The organism is Noviherbaspirillum sp. Root189 (genome assembly GCF_001428545.1).
Lineage (GTDB): Bacteria > Pseudomonadota > Gammaproteobacteria > Burkholderiales > Burkholderiaceae_D > Noviherbaspirillum.
In genome coordinates, this window is sequence record NZ_LMHZ01000018.1 from 19017 (window position 1) to 39487 (window position 20471).

The following is a 20471-nucleotide window of genomic DNA, read 5'->3' on the forward strand; positions in this document are numbered from 1 at the left end:
TCATCGGGATGTTGCGTGCTATCAAGCAGGTTCTATGCCTGCGCACAAGCCTTGTCGACCATTTTTGTGTACTAAAAGCGCGCCATAATGATGCGCCAAGTGCAAAGGATGCACCATGATTGCGCCTCTTAGAAGGCATCTCTGAAACGACCTTACGCAGGCGCCGGCGCAGAGGCGAAGACACGCATCCTGCTGAATGCAGATCAACCAAGGGCATCCATTGCTGCGGCGGCCATGGCGTGCGGCATCAACGCTAACCTCCTCGCTTACAAGCGGCACGCCCAAGCCCCTGGGGGAAGGACATCGGAGCGACTATGGATAGGGCCACTTCATTTCCGTTCCGATGCTCGCTCAGAGTCATGAACCCCGGGACCGAAAAAAGCCGACACGAATTATCTGTCAGAGTCGATTAAATTCAGGAAGATTTGTGTCACACCGACACCTGGTGCAGTAATCACACTCAAGTGTAGGCAAGCAGTCGACCGCATGAGATGACGGCAATCCATATCACAAGCGACAGCATAGCCTGGGCCCGTGCCAGCTTTGGTGCTGTTACCAGTGCATTCCAGTTGGCGACGTGACGATAGACACCCAAATGGAACAGCACTGCATTGATTCCAGCTAACCCAATGAGCGTTAGCTTAAGCAGAAAAATCTTATTGGCAATGAAGTCGCCGGGATGCGCTGTAAACATCATGATTCCAGCAGGGATCACGAAAAGTAGGCTGAGTAACGACCAGCGCACGAAATGGCGTGCCATCGCGGTCACCGGAATGTCTTTCGACAAACCAAGTATCCGCAGATCGAACATGACAATAGAACCTACCAACACTGAAAATCCGATGATGTGGAAAATTTCCACAATGGGATACATCCAGAGACTTCCTCGCATTGCCGCGCCCAAAACACTTGTCTCGAGCCACCCCAGGGCACCGCCGATTGCGGTCGTCTGCATTAACGTAATTCTGTCGTCTTGCTGCCAACAATGATGCGTTCAGCACGCATCTCCTCGGGCTTGTTGCGATTCGGATAGCCAACAACAGTAACGCTGCTTCCTGGCTTGATCATTTCCTGGCTAAGTCCTCGGTTTTCCATACGTGTTGGCGGCGCCAGCACAACCAGCCATGATTTTTCTGCCGTTTTAAGACGCAGAAATCCATGAGGATGAGAATATCCTGAATCCTCAATTTGCCCTGTCAATTGCAGCGTAGAACCAGAATCGTATTCACTCCAGCCATGGTGCGCAAACGCACTTACACTTACCATAAACGTGAATGCGGCGAGGTACTTCATGACACACTCCTTAATGAGTAGAAAAAAATCCGCAGATCAATTCGCATTCGAAGCATGGCTCTTGGTATGGCAGTGCCGCTGCCGTCCGAACATTATATAAGAGCGCACTGGATCGGTTTGGCGAGCTTAGTCGCAGGGATCAGTACCTTTCGCATCGTCGTTTTGCTTTGTTTAATCCAGTGATTTTTAGACTGGCTTTACGAAGTAAACATGTTTATTTGAAAATGCTAGTCGCCTTGGAGTTTCCGAAGGTCTCAAATTGCTAACCGCGGTCTGACGATATAGGAACTATCTCTGCCCTGAATAAGGCAATATTTCCGCACGTACTGTCCCGGTGCCTATCTTTGTTCAAGGCGTGGGTACCCGCTTGCCGATCAGGCGGGACCTCCTCATCAGATTGTTACTACATTTGCACCTCGGAAACAATATTGATGTTATGATAAATCGCTTCCTGAAGTGCTTTCTCAAGATACAAGTCTAGTGCCTTGATTTGAAAGCCGCATTCGCGTTGTCAATTTTTCATCATGCGTACAAATTAAGCGCAAACTATGGAGACTCCGGTTCTCGACATCCAGCGTCGCCTGATGGCTGCCAGCCTGCCTGCGTTACCGCAGGTGCTGGTGCAGCTGATCAGCCATTGCGAGTCCGAGGAAGGCGGTATGGCAACGCTTGCCGAACTGCTTTCCAAGGATGCAGCACTCGCCACGAAAGTGCTGCGCGTTGCGGCCAGTCCCGTCTATCGCCGCGGCCCGGTGCCGGCCAATCTTGAGCAGGCACTGACGGCTATCGGCATCGACATGGTGCGCACCCTGCTCCTCACCGAATCGGTCTACCAGACCTTCAACGGCTTTGCTACCACGCGCGGCATTGACCTTCGACCCTTCTGGGTGCATGCCATCGCCACCGCGATCTCTGCGCGTGCCATCGCCGAAAAGCTCGGTTATGTACAGCTCGACGAAGCCTATCTCGCCGGCCTGCTCCACGATATCGGCCGGCTGGCGCTGGTCACCATCGCACCGGACGAGTACGCGGCCAATTTCCATGCGGAAGACGACGACGCACTGTGTGCGACGGAAGAACGCACGTTGGAAATCACGCACCCTGAGGCGGGCGCACTGCTCATCGAAGGATTGGCACTGGACTCCTTCCTCGCCGACAGTATCCGATATCACCACGAACCGCTGGAACGGTTGCAGACAGCGCATCCCCTGGTGCGCCTGACCGCCCTTGCGGATGCCTTCGCGACGCACGCCGGCACTGTGGACGGGATCCCGCCCACGGTGGCGCGCATTGCCGGCTTCTCGCAGGAAGAGGCGCGCGAACACGCACGGACGCTTGGCGAGCAGATAGCGCATCTGGCGGCCTCGCTGGGCATCGACATCCCGAAGGAAATACGTTCGGCATTGCCTGTCTGGCGCACCGGCCTGGCGACACCATCGATCTTTGGCGGCGACCAGCTCAACGAAAAGGTGCGCGATCTCATCCTGGTGTCGAAAACGGCGGAGGAGCTCCGCAAGTTCCACGACGCGAACGCGTGCACCCGCGCCATTGTGAAGTCGTCGGTCGTCCTATTCGGCTTCTCCGACGCAATCGTGCTGTCCGCATCGGCCGGCAGCGATGTGCTTACGCCCGCTGCGCTGGAAGACGACCGGATGCGCCTGTCCGGGTTGTCGCTGCCGCTGGACGAAGGCAACATTGCCGGCGTGGCAGCCCTGCATGGCATGGCGGCCTTCCATATTCCCCCGCGCGTGGCTTCGGTGGTCGAGGATCAGCTGCTCCGCTTTTTCAAGACGGATGCACTCGTTGCGCTGCGCCTTTCTTCCTCGACGGATAAGTCAGTGGTCCTGCTTGGCGCGATGAGCGCGGGACAGGCGCAGCTCTTGCGGAACCGACAGCATCTGCTCGGCGACTTCGGCCGTCAGTCAGGCGCCATCCTCGGCCAGACGATGCAGCATAACGAGAAAGCCGGTGTTCCGGATGCGGCCCTCGCCAGTGAATTCCAGCTTGCCGCGCGGCGTGTTGCGCATGAAGTCAACAACCCGCTGTCGATTATTAAAAACTATCTCACGTTGTTGGACCGCAAAGTCGACAGTGGACAAGCGATTGGCGGCGATTTATCGGTCGTGGCCGAGGAGGTCGACAGGGTGGCGCAAATCGTTAACGACTTCGCCCAGGAACACCAGTCGCAGCAGGCGCAACCGGATGACAGTGCCGATGTCAATGGGACGCTGGCGCACGCCGCGCGCATGTTTTCCGACAGCGGTTCGTTGCATCCGGAGGTACGCATCGCGCATCACGCCTCGCGTGAACCGGTCCGCGCCGCCATCGATTCGCGCGTCCTCAACCAGATCCTGGTCAACCTGGTGAAGAATGCCAATGAAGCAATGGCCAACGGCGGACGGATCGATTTGCGCAATGCCGGACTGGTTCCGCGTGACGGCCGGCACTGGATCGCCGTCAGCGTGATCGACACCGGCCCCGGCATTCCGGACACCTTGATGCCTCGGCTGTTCTCGCAGATGGTCAGTGCGAAAGACGGCCCCAACCGCGGCCTCGGCCTGTCCATCGTGCACGACCTGCTGACCAAGGCGGGCGGGAAGATCAGTTGCCGCAGCAGCAATGCCGGCACGGTGTTCGACATTCTCCTGCGCCCCGCGCCCTTTCATGCCCACCCCGAACCCGGAGAACGCGGATGAACGTACAGAACGCACCGATATTCGTTCCCGATTTCACCGGCCGGAATGATACGCCGGCCATCACACCCGCCGCACCGCGCTTGCTGCTGGTGGACGACGAACCGCGTCTCCTGTCCAGCCTGGCCGATCTGCTCGACGGCAACGGCTACGAACTGACCACCGTCGGCGGCGGGCACGAGGCGATCACCATGCTCGCACGCCTGCATTTCGATCTTGTGCTGCTTGATCTGCGCATGCCCGGCGTGAGCGGCCACGACGTCATGGACTTCATCAACGAGCGCGGCATCGACACCGATGTCATCGTGCTGAGCGGGGACAGCGGGATCGAAGCGGCAATCGGGGCCATCAACCGCCGCGCCTACGGCTACCTGCGTAAGCCATACCGGCACGATGAACTGCTCAGCCTCGTCGGCAACTCGCTTGAGCGCCGCCGACTGGCTGCGGAAAACCACGACTTCGCCTGGCGGCTCGAATGTTCGGAAAAGCTGTACCGCTTCCTCATTGACAGCTCTCCCGACATTATCTATACCCTTGACCCTGAAGGCCGCTTCACGTACATCAATCGTCGTGTGACGGAGCTGCTCGGTTTCGACCGTAATGAATTGATCGGGGCCTCGTATACCACCATCGTGCATGACGACGACCTCGAGCGCGCACGCTACGTCTTCAACGAACGCCGGGTCGGAGAGCGCGCCACGCGCAACGTGGAACTGCAGCTGAAATGCGCGGACCCGTTGAAGGCACGTACTTTCGAAACCTCGCTGCGCACCATCTCGTTCAACTCCATCGGCATGTACCTGAACAACGGCAAGCAGGGTACGAGCGAATACACCGGTACTTACGGCATCGCGCGTGATGTCACGGAAAAGCGCCGCACCGAAGAGGTCATCGCCTATCAGGCTTACCACGACATCCTGACAGACCTCCCGAATCGGGCGCTGTTCCGCGATCGGCTGGAGCTGGCCATCGTCCAGGCCCGGCGCAAGGAGGAGGAACTTGCCCTGATGTTCGTCGATCTCGACCGCTTCAAGACGGTGAACGATTCGCTCGGCCATCTGAAGGGGGACGAACTCCTGCGGCAAGTCGCCGTGCGCCTGAAGAGCTGCATTCGCAAGGGCGATACCCTGGCACGCATCGGCGGCGACGAATTCGTTGTGCTCATGCCGGAGTTGCGCGAACGTTCGTCCGCCTCCGTGGTTGCACAAAAATTCCTGCAGGTGCTGTCAGCGCCGTTCATTCTCGATAACACGACGCTCCATATTTCCGCCAGCATCGGCATCGCGGTGTTCCCCGAGGACGGCGACAAGATCGACGACCTGATTCGTCACGCGGACATGGCGATGTACAAGATCAAAGGAGAAGGAAAGAACGGGTTCAGCTTCTACGACCGTTCACTGCTCGACGCCGCGCATGACAAGGTCCTGCTGGAGCAGGACCTGCGACGCGGCTTCAAGGCTGGCGAACTCGAAATGTATTACCAGCCGCAGATCGATGCCAGGACCGGCGCGGTGGTCGGCGCCGAGGCCGTCATGCGCTGGAATCATCCCCGGCGCGGCGTGCTTCCCGCAGGCGAATTCCTGCCGCTGGCCGAAGAAGCGGGCTTGATGGTGCCGTTCAGCGACTGGATGGTGGACAGCGTGTGCCGCGACCTGCGGCGCCTGCGTGATGAAGGCAAGGAGGCCGTGCGGGTGTCGATCAACCTGTCACCGACCTGTCTCATGCGGGACAACTTCTTCCGGACCTTGGCGAGCGCGCTTGACACGTACCGGATACCCGCGACGCAACTGGAAGTCGAGATCACCGAAAACATCTGCATCCGCGATCCTGAAACCGCCATCAAGCATCTGAAAAAACTGAGCAGCTTCGGTGTGCGCATTGCGATCGACGATTTCGGCACCGGCTATTCCTCGCTGGCCTATCTGCAGCGCTTCCCCGTCAACACGCTCAAGATCGACCAAGCGTTCATCCGTGAGATCGGCCATGCCGACGGCCATTTCCCTGTGGTGCTCGCCGTCATTGCCATTGCGCGGGGGCTGAAGCTCGATCTGATTGCGGAGGGCGTGGAATCGGAGTTGCAGGCACGCTATCTCGAACAGGCCGGATGCAAGATCATGCAGGGCTTCCTGTACCACAAGCCGCTTCCGCTGGAACGGTTCAGTGAACTGCTGCATGTGCAGGCGCCCACGCGCAGGATAGGAGCGGGATGATGGAAGCCGTGGCGACAACTGACCGGGTCGAGGCTTCGGCGCAGAACGGTACGCCGGAAGCGCAGTTCGCGCTCGCGCTCATGTACCTGATCGGGCGCGGCGTGCCGCGCGACGAGAAACAGGGCGCCGCATGGCTGGAGAAAGCTGCCGCACAAGGCCACGCAGAGGCGCAGTTTCATCTCGGTGCACGCCATGCGACCGGCCAGGGCATTCAAGACATCAAACAAGACTTCGACAAGGCCATCGACTGGTACCGCAAGTCCGCGGCTCAAGGACACGCCAAGGCGCAGTACAACCTCGGCCTGCTGCTGTATGGCCGGAAAGTCGCGAAGGCCGAAGAGAAACAGGAGGCCATCGACTGGTTTGAGAAAGCAGCGAGCGGCGGTCACGCCGGCGCGCAGAACAACTTGGGCCTGATCTACGCGAATGGCGTCGAGGCGCCCCGCGACTACCGCAAGGCGATCGACTTGTTCGCCCGGGCCGCGGCACAGGGCGACGCGGCCGGACAGAACAACCTTGGCATCATGTACAGCACCGGCAAAGGCGTAGCGCAGAATCCTATGCAAGCCGCCGGCTGGTACGCGAAGGCGGCAGCCCTCGGTCACGCCGCCGCCCAGTACAACCTGGCGAACTTGTATGAAACAGGGAAAGGTGTCGGCCAGAATATGGACGTCGCAGCCAGGTGGTATCGTAAGGCAGCCGAACAAGGCTACCTGAAGGCCCAGCTCAGCCTGGCACAAATCCTGGCTAGGGGTGGCGACCTTCCGAAGGACTTGGCTGAAGCCCTGTTCTGGTACCGCAAGGCGGCCGAGCGGGGCCATGCGCAGGCTCAGTTGCAAGTGGCGAAGATCCTGGATGCAGGTGACGGCATCGAAAGGGACACTCGGGAAGCACTGCGTTTCTACGAACTCGCCGCGCACCAGGATATGGTAGAAGCTCAGTTCCGTCTCGGGATGTTCTACGACTGCGGCGTCGATGTTGAAAAAAATGACGAAATGGCCTTGCACTGGTACGGCAAGGCAGCCGAGCAGGGCATCGCGCGCGCGCAATATAACCTTGGGCTGATGCTTGCCTATGGGCAGGGGGTGCCGGCCGATCCGGTGAAGGCTTGGCAATGGCTGAACCTCGCCGAAGCGGCCGGACTGCAGCGAGCGGCTCGCCATCGCCGCGCAGTTGAAACACGTATTTCAACACAGGAACTTGCTGCGGCAAAGAGCGCGGTGGCCGAGTGGATGCCTCGGCAAAAAAGGCGCCTTGAGCGCTGAGTAGAAAATTTAATCCGGGGCGCATCGACTATCCTCGGTGTAAAAGTACCATTGCGACATCCAATTCTCTTGCCTGCCCTGCGGCAATCCACCTCGCACGCCATAAAGCAAAACGACATGTCGCAGTTCCGGTTGCTTGCGACAATACCTCCCTAAAATTCGGGAATATGCATTGCCGCCCACCAAATTGTTGGCGTCCCCCGAACCTTATGCAAAATTAGCAATTTTATAATCCTATTTTTATGGGCTAAATATTGCGACGTTCCGGCATTGGAATTTGCATCCCCACTCTACAAACTACTTTTTACTTAAACGCACAAATGATTTGATTAAATCGTTCATTTGTCGCATTTCTTTACACATATACTTTCATTCAATTTTTAAGATCAGAATCGGGCTTTAATGGCTGTTCAGGCAGTAGTCTTCGATGCGTATGGCACCCTGTTCGACGTGTATTCGATCAGTGCGCTCGCCGAAAAGCTTTTTCGCGGTAATGGCGAAAAGCTTGCTGCATTGTGGCGCCGCAAGCAGATCGAATACACGCAGTTGCGTACGCTGTGCTCAACCTACAAGCCATTTTGGGAGGTTACTCAAGATGCGCTGGTGTATTCGTGCCGCTCTCTTGGACTCGATCTCGATCTGAAGGCGCAGCATGCGTTGATGTCGCAATACGCAAGGCTCGAGCCATTTGCGGAATGTGCTGGCGTACTTGAACAATTGAAGAGCCAGGACCTCAAACTCGCAGTGCTGTCAAACGGTAATCCAGAAATGCTCACGACCGTTGTCAAGGCTGCCGGCATGCAGGCTCTATTCAGTCACCTCTTGTCCGTCGACAGCGTAAGAAAATTCAAGACAGCGCCCGAAGCGTATCAATTGGGGCCGGACATTTTTGGCCTGCCGCCCAAGAACATGCTGTTCGTTTCGAGCAATTGCTGGGATATCTGCGGTGCCAGCTGGTTCGGCTACAAGACCTTCTGGGTCAATCGCGCAGCGGCCCCTATCGAAGAACTCGGCGTCGTGCCAAATGGAGAGGGGCGTTCACTCCGCGACTTGCTGCCATTCCTCCATGAAAGTGGCGCTCCGGGATAGATTGCGAACACTATTTCTTTTGCTAGACTGTTTTTCATTTGCTTTTATTTATACCTAAAACATAAGAGGTCTCACACAATGACTAACCGCACTCCCTGCAATCGGCTTCAGGTCGCCACCGTGCTGTATCGCTTCATTGAAGACAAGGTCTTGCCGGGCACCGGCATTGACAGCGCCACCTTCTGGAAAGGCTTTGGCGCAATCGCCCACGATCTCGCGCCCAAGAACGCCGCATTGCTGGCCGAACGCGATCGCATCCAGACGGAAATGGACAAATGGCATAGTGCCCACCCGGGTCCGATCGCCGATATGAGCGCATACCGCGCGTTTCTCGAATCGATCGGATATCTCGTCCCGCAGCCAAAAGACGTCAAGGCAAGCACGACCAACGTCGATGCGGAACTCGCCTTGCAGGCCGGCCCGCAATTAGTCGTGCCAATCCTGAACGCACGCTATGCGCTGAATGCTGCAAATGCACGCTGGGGTTCGCTGTACGATGCGCTGTACGGCACCGATGCGATTCCCGAAACCGATGGCGCAACTAAGGCGGGCCCGAATGGTGAAGCCTATAACCCGGCACGCGGCGCGAAAGTCGTTGCCTTTGCCCGTAACTTCCTCGACCAGTCCGCGCCTCTGGCAAAGGGTTCCCATCGCGACGCCGTAAGCTACCAGGTCGTCGATGGCAAGCTCACGGTCAAGCTGCTGGACGGCAGCGTGACGGGTCTCGCCGACGAAAGCAAATTTATCGGTTATCAGGGTCAGGCATCGGAGCCGACATCGGTACTGCTGAAGAACAATGGCTTGCATATCGATATCCAGATCGATCGTGGAACACGTATCGGCAAGGACGATGCGGCTGGTGTGGCGGATGTCGTCATCGAAGCGGCACTGTCGACCATTCTCGACCTCGAAGATTCGGTTGCCGCAGTGGACGCCAATGACAAGGTCCAGGCATATAACAATTGGCTCGGCATTCTGCAGGCCACGCTTGCAGAAAGTGTCTCCAAGGGCGGCAAGACCTTTACCCGCAGCCTGAATGCCGACCGCAAGTACACCGCGGGCGCCGGCGCGACGGATGCTAAAGACGGCGTGGTGACGCTGCATGGCCGTTCCCTCCTCTTCCTGCGTAACGTTGGACACCTGATGACCAACCCGGCGATCCTGCTCGAGAACGGCCAGGAAATCCCGGAAGGCATCATGGATGCGGTGGTCACCGTCACCATCGCGTTGCATGACCTCAAGCGCAAACAAGGCCAGGAAATCGGCAACTCCCGCACCGGTTCAGTCTATATCGTCAAGCCGAAGATGCACGGTCCGGCAGAAGTCGCTTTTGCCGCGGAATTGTTCGGCCGTGTCGAAGGTCTGCTCGGCTTGCCCGCCAACACAGTCAAGCTCGGCATCATGGATGAAGAGCGTCGTACCAGCGTCAACCTCAAGGCCTGTATCAGCGAAGCAGGTGCGCGCGTAGCGTTCATCAATACCGGCTTCCTCGACCGCACTGGCGATGAAATGCATACCGCAATGCGCGCAGGTCCGATGATGCGCAAAGGCGACATGAAGACCAGCGCCTGGCTGACTGCCTATGAGCGCAGCAATGTGCTGGTGGGATTATCCTGTGGCCTGCGCGGACGTGCGCAAATCGGTAAGGGCATGTGGGCAATGCCGGACCTGATGGCCGCCATGCTGGAGCAGAAAATCAATCATCCCAAGGCTGGAGCCAATACGGCATGGGTACCGTCGCCGACCGCCGCAACCCTACACGCGCTGCACTATCATCAGGTCAACGTCTCCCAGATCCAGCAAGAGCTTGAGAAAATCGATGCTGCAACCGAGACCGAGCGTCTTCTGAATGATTTGCTGAAGGTACCCGTCGTCGCCGAAGCCAAGTGGTCGGCTGCCGAGATCCAGCAGGAACTCGATAACAACGCGCAAGGCATTCTCGGCTACGTGGTGCGCTGGGTGGACCAGGGCGTGGGCTGCTCGAAGGTGCCGGACATCCACAACGTCGGCCTGATGGAAGATCGTGCGACGCTGCGCATCTCCAGCCAGCATATTGCCAACTGGCTGTTGCATGGCATCGTGACGGAAGCCCAAGTGACCGAGACCATGCAACGCATGGCCAAGGTCGTCGACGCGCAGAACGACAACGATCCGTTCTACACGCCAATGGCACCGAACTTCGAGTCGTCTTATGCCTATCGCGCTGCGCGTGACCTGGTGTTCAAGGGCCTCGAACAGCCCAGCGGTTACACCGAGCCGCTGCTGCACGCATGGCGCCTGAAGGTGAAGTCCGAAGCGCCGGGCAAGTAAGCCGGCTGCGTCCGGCAAGGCGGCTTCCTGACTGAAGCCGCCTTCATTCGTTTCATTTGCCGCATTTATCCGGCGGCCAGACCCGCCGGACGTCTTTATATCCGCCGAAAACCTTGTGTATCCACCTTGTTCAGGCGCGACTGTAACTTCCGACCCTATTTCGACAGAACCAGTTTGCGGGTCGTCTCCGTTGGCTGCAGCAAATGCCCCATAGGCAGGACATGGGTCTGCTTGATCCGCTTGAGAGTGATATTGGATTTGACGTTCACCACACCGGGCGCCCGCAGCAGGCTGCTCATCAGGAACGCTGAAAACGATTCCAGGTCGGGCACCACGATTCGCAGGATATAGTCGGCCTCGCCAGTCACGGACAGGCACTCGAGGACTTCCGGCATATCCGCGACCGCTCGTTCGAAGGTGTCGCTGCGCGCATCACCGTGACGCTCGAGTGTCACCGAAGTGAAGGCCATCACACTCAGACCGACAATATCCGGGTCCAGCATCGCCGCATAATGATTGATCACCTTGCTCTCCTCCAGGCGCTGGATGCGGCGGCTTACCTGGGAAGTCGAGAGATGGATTTTTTCTCCTAGGACACTATTGGTAGTCCTGCCATCCCGTTGCAATTCGTTCAGGATATCAAGGTCAAACCTGTCAACTTGAATGAGAGACATAATATTTTCACATTGAAGGGGATAAACGCACTAAATGTGCACATCTAGGTGAAAATCCTACCTTAAACGCGCACATATTGCACCTTCAGCGCATTAAACTTCGCATATTAATGTGGTGATGCATACTGCAATGGCACCCGGCCAAATATTGCCCTGCCCCGCCACATCGCGTAAAGCACCTTCCCTTTGTCTCTCGTTCAGGAAACCACCATGTCTGATCTTTTTGAAAATCCGATGGGCCTTATGGGCTTTGAATTCGTCGAATTCGCTTCGCCCACTCCGGGCGTGCTTGAACCGGTATTCGAGGCAATGGGATTTACCAAGGTTGCCCGTCATCGCTCCAAAGATGTCGTCCTGTATCGCCAGGGCGAAATCAACTTCATCATCAACAACGAACCGAACAGCATCGCCTCTTACTTCGCTGCCGAACACGGTCCATCAGCCTGCGGCATGGCCTTCCGCGTGAAGGATGCGCACAAAGCCTACGCGCGCGCGCTTGAACTTGGCGCGCAACCGGTGGAAATCCCGACCGGCCCGATGGAACTGCGCCTGCCGGCAATCAAGGGGATTGGCGGCGCCCCGCTCTACCTGATTGACCGTTTTGAAGAAGGCAAGTCCATCTATGACATCGACTTCGAATTCATCGACGGCATGGACCGCAATCCCAAGGGTGCCGGCCTGAAACTGATCGATCACTTGACACACAACGTCTATCGCGGCCGCATGGCGTACTGGGCGGGATTCTACGAGCGCCTGTTCAACTTCCGCGAGATTCGCTACTTTGATATCCAGGGCGAATATACCGGCCTGACATCCAAGGCAATGACGGCGCCGGATGGCAAGATCCGTATTCCGCTCAATGAAGAATCGTCTAAAGGGTCGGGCCAGATTGAAGAATTTCTGATGCAGTTCAACGGCGAAGGCATCCAGCACATCGCCCTCTACACCGACGACCTGATCAGCACACTGGACCAGTTGAAGATGGCCGGCGTGGAATTCATGCCGTCGCCGCCCGAAACCTATTACGAGATGCTGGCTGATCGCTTGCCAGGTCATGGTGAGCGTGTTCCTGAATTGCAGACGCGCGGCATCCTGCTCGACGGCAAAACCGACGGCGGCGAAAAACGCCTGCTGCTGCAGATCTTCTCGAAGACCGTCTTCGGTCCGGTGTTCTTTGAGTTCATCCAGCGCAAGGGTGATGACGGTTTCGGCGAAGGCAACTTCAAGGCGTTGTTCGAATCCATCGAACGCGATCAGGTACGTCGCGGCGTTTTGCAAACAGCCTGATCAGGGAGCCGGCATCATGAAGATCGAAGAGTCATCTGGAAAAGAATGGTGTCGACATACTGCGAGTGACCGATCACGGTGTTTTCCATTCAATTTATTTCTTCGATCCGAATGGTCATCGTGTGGAACTCGCCTGTCCCGATCCTGAGAAGGACGCACAGCTCAAGCAACTGGACGCAGTGAAGTGAGCTATGCTGGAGGAATGTTCTAAAACGGAGCGTGTCCCAAGGCACGCTGCCTTCCTGCATGAACGCATCCCTGCCAACCACTGACACCACACCATGACTGCTACCCTAGACGATACCCACGACCCTGCCCTGCAAAGCTGGGTTGAATCCGCCAATGATCAAGCGACTGATTTTCCAATTCAGAACCTGCCGTTCGGCCGCTTCCGCTCGCCGGGCAGCGTTGAGTGGCACATTGGCGTTGCCATTGGTGACAAGGTGCTTGATCTCAACAAAACGCAACTCGTCGATACCAATGACATGAACCGTTTGATGTCGGCAGGTGCCGACGCACGCCGGGGTCTGCGCCAAAAGATTTCCGCGGGCTTGCGACGCGGAAGCGACCAGCAGGCGAGCTTGCAAGGTGCGCTCTATTCGCAGTCAGAAGTCGAGATGGGCTTGCCCTGCCAGATCGGCGATTACACTGATTTCTATACCGGCATCCACCATGCGACGACGGTCGGTAAGCTGTTCCGCCCTGACAACCCACTGATGCCTAATTACAAGTGGGTACCGATCGGCTATCACGGCCGTGCCTCGTCGATTGGTGTCAGCGGACAAACCTTTCGCCGTCCTAGCGGACAGACCAAGGGACCCGACGATCCCGCACCGAAGCTGTCGCCGTCCCGCCGGATGGATTACGAACTGGAACTTGGCATTTTTGTCGGCAAAGAGAATACGCTTGGCGAACCCGTATCGATGGCAGCGGCGGAAGAGCATGTTTTTGGTCTTGCATTGCTCAACGACTGGAGTGCACGTGACATCCAGGCCTGGGAATACCAGCCGCTGGGCCCCTTCCTTGCGAAGAACTTTGCATCGACGGTCTCCCCATGGATCGTCACCATGGAAGCGCTGCAACCTTTCCGCATTCCCTTCCAGCGGCCGGAGGATGACCCTCAGCCCCTGCCCTATCTGGATTCTCCGATGAACCGCGAAAGTGGCGGCGTCGATATCAAGCTTGAAGTCTGGCTGCAGACAGAAGGTATGCGTAAGGCTGGCTTGCCGGCACAGCGATTAAGCTATTCGAACTTCAGCGATGCATACTGGACCGTGTCCCAGCTTATCGCGCATCACACCGTGAATGGCTGCAATCTGCAGCCTGGCGACTTGCTGGGCTCCGGAACGATTTCGGGTGCTGCGGGTGAACAGGGTGGTTCTTTGCTCGAATTGACGATGGGCGGCAAGCAAGTCATTACGCTATCGAATGGTGAAACGCGTACATTCCTTGAAGATGGCGATACGGTGATTCTCCGCGCCTATTGTGAAAAGCCCGGCGCGCGGCGGATCGGATTCGGCGAATGCAAAGGTACTTTGCTGGCTGCCAGGCAGCAGTAGCAAAACGTTAAAGGGTGCGCACGGCGTACCCTTTATCTTCACACAAACACGTTGATTACACGCGGACGCAAACGCGGATCTACCCTGCGTTCCGTCGCATGTGCGATGCCAGAGTGCTTTCGTCCTGACTGGGTCAGCGACGATCCTGCGACATCAGCTAACCGGTCCGGGCCGGCGGTGCTTGCCCTTGTGCTGACCCCTATCCTTGAATTTCTTCCCGTTGCGATTATGCTGGCCCTGATTACGCGGTCCTGCATTGATTGAACCGGGCTTGTCGAGCCAGTGATTCAATTGTTCCTTGACCCGATCAATGCCTCCCGTGAGGCGTATGTAGCGCGGTGCCAGTGAGCGGCGCAAAAGTTCATCGGTACCCGGCGGCATCTCGTCGCTCAAACCGATAATGCGCTGGCATTGCCTGAACACGTTGCCACTGCGAATTGCATCAACCGGAACGACCGTCAGCATCAGTTGCGGATAACGCTGACGCAAGTCGTCAAACTGGTCCGAGCTGGTACCTACGATACCAATGTTCGGCTTGAACTCGCTATCCGCCGACGGTGGCAATTTCGGATCGAAGAGTGGCTGGACATCGCCGGGATGCACACCCTCGTCTTCCAGCGCATCAGCATGGCCTGAGGCGATAGCCTGTTCTGGCTCAACGGCCTGACGCATGACTTGTGCGGGTTTGTTGAATGTCTGCTGTTGCGGTGCGCGCGCAGCGTTCCTTGCACCGGAGGTCCCGGACGACTGCATCGACGATACCTGCGCGGCAGTCGTTTCAACGAAGGAGCGTAGTACGTCACTCGATCCCTTGTCGGACAACGCGTTGACGAACGCCCGGGCCAGTTCCTGGCATACCATCGCGACGAAGGGGCGAGCTGCCTCAACCAGGTTTGCGTCAGGCACCGCAGTGGCTTGCGGGCCGCGGGGCTGGTTGCGATTCTGCATAGATTGCTCGCGGCGCTGGGCCTGAGCCTGCCTGAAATCCTGATCGGCTTGTGCCCGCGCCGCGCGCCTGTCCTCGTGCGCTTGCCGGCCATGGGGAGCCGGTGCGGCTTCTGCCTCGGCACTGCGAGCCGGAAGGGCCGGCGCTGATGCGCCGGTTTGACCCGCATTGGACTCTGACCCGATGGCTGCAGGCGTATTTTCCGCAGGCTGCCCTGTCGCTATCGCGTTGCCGATGTCCTCTTTTCCGGAGGCTTGTTGCGTGTCGACCGCTGTAGGTGTCGTGTCAATGGATTCCGCCACTGGCTCATGTCCGCTTGCTGCTTGTGAAGCAGAGGCGTTGCCACTTTTATTTCCCATGCTTTCGTCGGCAACGCGGCTTCCAGCTTCTTGGCGAAACAGATCGTTCTGACGCGCCTGTCCCAGCCTTTGAAAAATGGGGCGCAGCTTCTCACGTATACCTTCGAAGCCCTGTGCAATCGAGACGAGTTTGCGGTGACGGTCCTCAGGAAATAATTCCTGGGCATTGAATACGTCTTTTGCCTTGATTTCTTCAAGACGTTTTGAGGAAAGCAGACTATCCCCCTTTTCCAGGAGAAGTTGATTGGCGATTTTCACCCATTCGTCGTCGGTCCACTTGATCGGGGCGGTACGTGATGACTGGTCAGCTTTATTCGGCATAAGTCTTGTTGTCGTTAGTCGTGTTTGACCCGTTCTTTCCAGAACCGGATCAGTATGAGAGGTCACAAATCGATATAAACCACTTGTGAATTAAGCGCATCTATCGTCTTCAGGAAGCGGTCGACGCAGCATTTTAACGGTTAAACTTAAGATACCCGCCCTGGCCCGGCTGGACCATACCGAGACGGTTCTGGATTCGCGGCCAAGCCCGCCGTTTTGAAAAAAGGCATCCTGCTGGTCTGTAAGAAACGTTTTTAATCAGCTTTTGGGCGAAGGCCTTGCGCTCCTGCCGTCAAGGTTCAGGCCTGACGCGTTGGCGCTAAGTATAATCCTTTTATTTGCAACAGCAGCTGTCACAAATATCAGGCTACATTATCACATACAGGATTAAGCGTGCACCGAAATGTTGATTGAATCAGTTTTAATCAAGTTTGAATTCTGGGCATTGGTGCTGACTTCACTGACGCTCCCTGTCGTTATCATCTGGCATCTGTTGCGGATCATTCGCATATCCCGCACAGTTCTGATTGCCTATGCCTGCATGCTCATTGCACTGGCAGGTCTTGATGTGGTGGTAATCACCTATGTCGCGAGTCTGGCGAAGGCAACAAGAGGAATTGCTGACGACCAAGTATTCCGCTCCGAGTATACGCTGGCACTTTATCTGCTGCCACTGATCTCCGCAGGAGTCGGCATCAATCTTCTTTCATTCGCCATCACACAGCATCTGAAGGTGCAATCGCCGACTGATCTAACGCCGCGATAAAAATAGTTTACGTTTGCAAGCGACGTATAAAGTGAGCCATCCGCGGACAATCAATAAAGCCACGCTCGTTCTCCTCCAGGGATAGAGAGTCAGAAGGCAATCGTGTGAACCCATCGCCATTTGGCTCTGCTGCGTTGTCAATGCGGTAATTCATTGGCCTTTACATTACTCACTATTAGTAACAATTCACGCATGTTTACTTGTCAAAACGCGTATTGATAGACCGGAAATGACGTGTTGAAATGCGTTTCCGTTCACTTTCGTCGCCCCAGCTTGCGCATGGGTGTGCCTCAAAATTCTAATGCCATATGACACGATTCCATTTCCGCTAAAGCGCATGACGCTGGCACTGTCACTCACCATCGGCCTCGCCGCATGCGGAGGTGGTTCATCTTCTCCGGAAGCGCAATCGAGCGTCGCCCTGCAAGACAGCCTCAGCGCTTCGACGGCAACGCCCACGCATACGCAGCTTGCTACAGATACACAGTTAGAGGGCATGTCGCAACTTCCGGCATCGACTACCGTCACACCGCCAACTGAGTCCGGCGTTACGGATACCCAGGTCGGCAGTGATAGTCCAACACCCGTCGCGCCAAGTACTGCCCTGCCGGTTCTTGCCATGCCATCCGCAGTCAGTGATAACACTGTCGTGGACTTGCAGTGCGGGAGGACCTATCAGGGTACGCTTGACCTCAAAGGGAAATCGAATGTAACGGTCAGGACCATGGGAACGTGTGGCAATGCGATCCTTACGCCGGGACAGTCGCTTAGCGGATGGACTCAATTCCAAGGCAATATTTATTCGGCGCCGGTATCCTTCGCGGTGGCTCAGGTCATTGTTGATGGCGCACCTGTGAGTGCTGCCCACTGGCCGACGCGCACACAGACCTGGGCCAAGGCCAGCAGTTCCAGTACCGGCAGCCTGACTTATGCCATGCCGAACGCCGACCTCACGGACGCCACGCTAGTGTTTAAGCCTTACGAATGGGCGGTCGAAGCGCGAAAGATCACTGGTTACTCCGGATCCACCATGGCGGTAGCGTCCACCGGCAACATCAACTTCGACGGCTACGCGCTTGGCGGGCAGGTCGACTTCTATGTGGAAGGTAAATTGTGGATGCTTGATGAGCCGGGTGAATGGGCCGTGAGCAATGGTCGCCTGTATGTGTGGACACCTGATGGTCAGTCACCCGAAGGACGCATTTGGGCTTCTCCGGACAAGGATGCCATCGACGCAAGCAGTTCGCGTAATGTCACAGTTCAGAATGTCAGCATCTTTGGTGCAGCCAATGGCATCAACGGGCTCAACGCGAGCACGCTCAGCGCACATGCGGTGCGCATTGAAAACTCGTCGGGCAACGGCATCCTTTACTCCGGCGGAACCGGGCTGACCGTGGATGGCGCCATCATCCGCAACTCCAAGCATGATGCAATTGCGGTTAAATGGGGTGGCGGTGGCGAAATTATCGGCAATTCGCTCATCGATGCATCGGGCACGGTCAGCATGCCGACCAATGCACATGCGGCAATCAACCTGACCGGCGGCAGCGGCGCAGTCGTCCAGAATAATCGAGTAACCAATTCTGGCTATATCGGCATACGCGTATTCCGCAATGCGCGTGTCAGCGGAAACACGGTGGATGGTGCTTGCAAGGTATTGACGGATTGCGGCGGTATCTTTACGTCCGCACCCGACAAGCTTGCGTTGAATACGACAATTGAGAATAACGTCATTCGGAATGTCGCAGTCAATCAGCGCCTCGCATGGGGCATCTACCTGGGGGATTTTGCAAACGGTACTACGGTCAGCGGTAATCATGTGAGCGCCAACGCTAACGGTATGGAAATCCTGAACGGTTTTGACAACGTCATCAAAGACAATACTTTTACCCAAAGCACACAGGCGCATGTGCAGATTGTCGAGGCCGGCACGGCAGCCGTGGTGAAGAACAACGCGTTTTCGGGTAATAACTTTTCCACATCCGGAAAACAAGAAAACTATCGTATCAGCAGCGACCTTGGTACTAGCGCGGTGACCCGCTTTGGAAGCTATTCAGCGAATGCTTATACAAGTTCCTCATCGATCTTTGCCAATTTCAATGGCGAAGCCTTGAACTTCACGCAGTGGAAGACAAGAACAGGCCAGGACAGCAACTCCACGCTTAACTGACCACCCCGGCTCTCAGCCTGGCGAATATGTCGTGTACCCTGTGGCATAGTGACCGCCAGGTTGTTTTTCGAAATGTGTGTTCGAATGGATAACTTAATAAACGCATGCTGTCGGCATGCGTTTTTTGTTTTAGACCGGATGATTTTGAACGGTCGCCCATCCTGGCATTCATAAGATGTTTTCTCAGTACAATATCCTCTTCCAGATTGCGCTTCAGTCCTCAGGCTCATCGTAACAACCGCGTTGGCCGTTATCGATTGCCTGGCGACGAACCAATCTCTCGGGACGAGGTCGTCTCTGGTATCCAGATGCACCTGCGTTTGACTACGTGCACGGCACAGTTACTACATCAATGACAGATTCAATCAGGCAAGCCACCTCAGTTTCAACATACGATTCCTTAATCCGCCGCTGTGCATTGCCAGCATTGTTCATGCTGCTTGGTGTTACCTATGCCACCTGGGCTTCGCGTATCCCGGCAGTAAGAGACAGTTTGCAGCTGAATCCGGCCGAGCTTGGGATTGTCCTGCTTGGCGCAGGCATCGGCGCGGTGATGTCGTTTCCCGTAGCGGCATGGTTGATACGTCATAGGGGTGGACGACATGCAGCGATGATTACGGGAATCGCATTGTTGCTCGGCTTGCCCTTGCTTGCGAAGGCGCCAGATTTTTCGCTGCTCGTTGCTGCAGCGCTGCTGTATGGCGGGGCGTCAAGTTCCTTTGATGTGGCCATCAATGCCATTGGCGCTGAAGCTGAAAAACGCGCAGACCGGTCCATCATGTCGGCATTGCATGCGTGGTTTTGCGTCGGGACTGTATCAGGAGCGTTGGCAGGCAGCGCGCTGGCCGCCGCAGGCGTGTCGGTATCGGCCCATTTCGTCGGCGTCGCGCTCGTACTGTCGATGATCTTGTGGGCCAGCTACACAAGCCTGCCCCATGACCGCCCCGATCCGCAGGCCAATGGCAAGAGCTTTGCAATTCCGCATGGGCCGGCAGTGATGCTTGGCGTGATCTGTTTTTGCGGCGCCGTAGCCGAAGGTTCGGTTGCCGACTGGAGCGGTGTGTTCATGAAAGACAAGCTCGGCGTCGGCGATGGCGTTGCGCCCCTCGGTTTTGCCGCGTTTTCTGCAATGATGCTCGCCGCACGTCTGGGCGCGGATCGCTTGAAGGATCGGTTTGGCGCGCGACGTGTCGTCGCCACCGGCACCTTGATTGCCGCTGTCGGAATATTCCTAGCCGTGCCGGCGGTAAATACAGTCACTACCATCCTCGGCTTTGCCCTGGCGGGCGCTGGACTGGCTTCGCTTTTCCCTTTCGTTTACAGCGCAGCAGGGCGGCATGGCTCGACAGCATTGGCCGCAGTCGCGACATTCGGCTATAGCGGCAATCTGATCGGGCCTCCGATCATTGGGTTCGTGGCCAACGGCTGGGGTCTGCAGGCAGCGATTGGCGTACTCGGCGTTGCCTGTGTTTTTATTGCAGCGGCAGCTTATGTCGCACGGACACTGGACTGACTCTCGTCAGCGCAAT

General features: G+C 56.8%; 14 protein-coding genes. 10 read left to right on the forward strand and 4 right to left on the reverse strand.

Going from position 1 to position 20471, the window contains the following annotated elements; translation table 11 throughout:
- Positions 1-460: 460 nt before the first annotated feature.
- Positions 461-955 (reverse strand): DUF6644 family protein, encoded by a 495-nt coding sequence (locus tag ASE07_RS12725; protein ID WP_057291210.1) that lies wholly within the window; start codon positions 953-955, stop codon positions 461-463.
- Complete coding sequence (locus tag ASE07_RS12730; protein WP_057291211.1) at positions 955-1293, reverse strand: DUF6152 family protein; 339 nt, start codon at positions 1291-1293, stop codon at positions 955-957. The genes ASE07_RS12725 and ASE07_RS12730 overlap by 1 nt, the downstream gene beginning before the upstream one ends.
- A gap of 548 nt (positions 1294-1841) precedes the next feature.
- On the opposite strand from ASE07_RS12730, the gene ASE07_RS12735 reads away from it, so the two are divergent.
- The 5 genes from ASE07_RS12735 to ASE07_RS12755 all read left to right on the forward strand — a co-directional run bounded on the left by ASE07_RS12735 (position 1842) and on the right by ASE07_RS12755 (position 10860).
- Positions 1842-3989: an HDOD domain-containing protein gene (locus tag ASE07_RS12735; protein WP_057291212.1), complete on the forward strand. Its 2148-nt coding sequence runs from the start codon at positions 1842-1844 to the stop codon at positions 3987-3989.
- Entirely contained in the window at positions 3986-6196 is a 2211-nt protein-coding gene (locus ASE07_RS12740; protein ID WP_057291213.1) for an EAL domain-containing response regulator, read from the forward strand. Before ASE07_RS12735 ends, ASE07_RS12740 begins: the two co-directional genes overlap by 4 nt.
- A complete protein-coding gene (locus tag ASE07_RS12745; RefSeq protein WP_082584119.1) occupies positions 6193-7461 on the forward strand; it encodes a tetratricopeptide repeat protein in 1269 nt (422 codons plus the stop codon). The genes ASE07_RS12740 and ASE07_RS12745 overlap by 4 nt, the downstream gene beginning before the upstream one ends.
- Before the next feature lie 402 nt (positions 7462-7863).
- Positions 7864-8550, forward strand: a complete 687-nt coding sequence (locus ASE07_RS12750) for a haloacid dehalogenase type II (protein WP_057291215.1) — start codon at positions 7864-7866, stop codon at positions 8548-8550.
- A 78-nt stretch (positions 8551-8628) separates the two neighbouring features.
- Positions 8629-10860 carry a malate synthase G gene (locus tag ASE07_RS12755; protein WP_057291216.1) on the forward strand — a complete coding sequence of 744 codons (2232 nt, stop codon included), beginning with the start codon at positions 8629-8631 and terminating at the stop codon, positions 10858-10860.
- Positions 10861-11015: 155 nt separating this feature from the next.
- Here ASE07_RS12755 and ASE07_RS12760 read toward each other — a convergent pair whose 3' ends face one another.
- The gene (locus tag ASE07_RS12760; protein ID WP_057291217.1) at positions 11016-11534 is read right to left on the reverse strand and encodes an Lrp/AsnC family transcriptional regulator; all 519 of its coding nucleotides are present in this window, start codon (positions 11532-11534) and stop codon (positions 11016-11018) included.
- A gap of 210 nt (positions 11535-11744) precedes the next feature.
- On the opposite strand from ASE07_RS12760, the gene hppD reads away from it, so the two are divergent.
- Positions 11745-12821 carry a 4-hydroxyphenylpyruvate dioxygenase gene (gene hppD / locus ASE07_RS12765; RefSeq protein ID WP_057291218.1) on the forward strand — a complete coding sequence of 359 codons (1077 nt, stop codon included), beginning with the start codon at positions 11745-11747 and terminating at the stop codon, positions 12819-12821.
- Positions 12822-13102: 281 nt separating this feature from the next.
- Positions 13103-14380, forward strand: a complete 1278-nt coding sequence (gene fahA / locus ASE07_RS12775) for a fumarylacetoacetase (RefSeq protein WP_057291220.1) — start codon at positions 13103-13105, stop codon at positions 14378-14380.
- A gap of 153 nt (positions 14381-14533) precedes the next feature.
- Here fahA and ASE07_RS12780 read toward each other — a convergent pair whose 3' ends face one another.
- On the reverse strand, positions 14534-16006 hold the full coding sequence (locus tag ASE07_RS12780; protein WP_057291221.1) for a hypothetical protein: 1473 nt from the start codon (positions 16004-16006) through the stop codon (positions 14534-14536).
- 403 nt (positions 16007-16409) lie between these two features.
- On the opposite strand from ASE07_RS12780, the gene ASE07_RS12785 reads away from it, so the two are divergent.
- The 3 genes from ASE07_RS12785 (at position 16410) to ASE07_RS12795 (ending at position 20455) form a co-directional block, all read left to right on the forward strand.
- Positions 16410-16772, forward strand: coding sequence for a hypothetical protein (locus tag ASE07_RS12785; RefSeq protein ID WP_057291222.1), 363 nt, complete (start codon positions 16410-16412; stop codon positions 16770-16772).
- Positions 16773-17073: 301 nt separating this feature from the next.
- A complete protein-coding gene (locus ASE07_RS12790; protein ID WP_057291223.1) occupies positions 17074-18942 on the forward strand; it encodes a right-handed parallel beta-helix repeat-containing protein in 1869 nt (622 codons plus the stop codon).
- Positions 18943-19375: 433 nt separating this feature from the next.
- The gene (locus ASE07_RS12795; RefSeq protein ID WP_235548452.1) at positions 19376-20455 is read left to right on the forward strand and encodes an MFS transporter; all 1080 of its coding nucleotides are present in this window, start codon (positions 19376-19378) and stop codon (positions 20453-20455) included.
- Positions 20456-20471 lie beyond the last annotated feature (16 nt).

Bases quoted from the DNA above. Each gene is read 5' to 3' on its own strand.
- ASE07_RS12725 (WP_057291210.1), bottom strand. From the start codon at position 955: ATGCAGACGACCGCAATCGGCGGTGCCCTGGGGTGGCTCGAGACAAGT.
- ASE07_RS12730 (WP_057291211.1), bottom strand. From the start codon at position 1,293: ATGAAGTACCTCGCCGCATTCACGTTTATGGTAAGTGTAAGTGCGTTT.
- ASE07_RS12735 (WP_057291212.1), top strand. From the start codon at position 1,842: ATGGAGACTCCGGTTCTCGACATCCAGCGTCGCCTGATGGCTGCCAGC.
- ASE07_RS12740 (WP_057291213.1), top strand. From the start codon at position 3,986: ATGAACGTACAGAACGCACCGATATTCGTTCCCGATTTCACCGGCCGG.
- ASE07_RS12745 (WP_082584119.1), top strand. From the start codon at position 6,193: ATGATGGAAGCCGTGGCGACAACTGACCGGGTCGAGGCTTCGGCGCAG.
- ASE07_RS12750 (WP_057291215.1), top strand. From the start codon at position 7,864: ATGGCTGTTCAGGCAGTAGTCTTCGATGCGTATGGCACCCTGTTCGAC.
- ASE07_RS12755 (WP_057291216.1), top strand. From the start codon at position 8,629: ATGACTAACCGCACTCCCTGCAATCGGCTTCAGGTCGCCACCGTGCTG.
- ASE07_RS12760 (WP_057291217.1), bottom strand. From the start codon at position 11,534: ATGTCTCTCATTCAAGTTGACAGGTTTGACCTTGATATCCTGAACGAA.
- hppD (WP_057291218.1), top strand. From the start codon at position 11,745: ATGTCTGATCTTTTTGAAAATCCGATGGGCCTTATGGGCTTTGAATTC.
- fahA (WP_057291220.1), top strand. From the start codon at position 13,103: ATGACTGCTACCCTAGACGATACCCACGACCCTGCCCTGCAAAGCTGG.
- ASE07_RS12780 (WP_057291221.1), bottom strand. From the start codon at position 16,006: ATGCCGAATAAAGCTGACCAGTCATCACGTACCGCCCCGATCAAGTGG.
- ASE07_RS12785 (WP_057291222.1), top strand. From the start codon at position 16,410: ATGTTGATTGAATCAGTTTTAATCAAGTTTGAATTCTGGGCATTGGTG.
- ASE07_RS12790 (WP_057291223.1), top strand. From the start codon at position 17,074: ATGCCATATGACACGATTCCATTTCCGCTAAAGCGCATGACGCTGGCA.
- ASE07_RS12795 (WP_235548452.1), top strand. From the start codon at position 19,376: ATGCTGCTTGGTGTTACCTATGCCACCTGGGCTTCGCGTATCCCGGCA.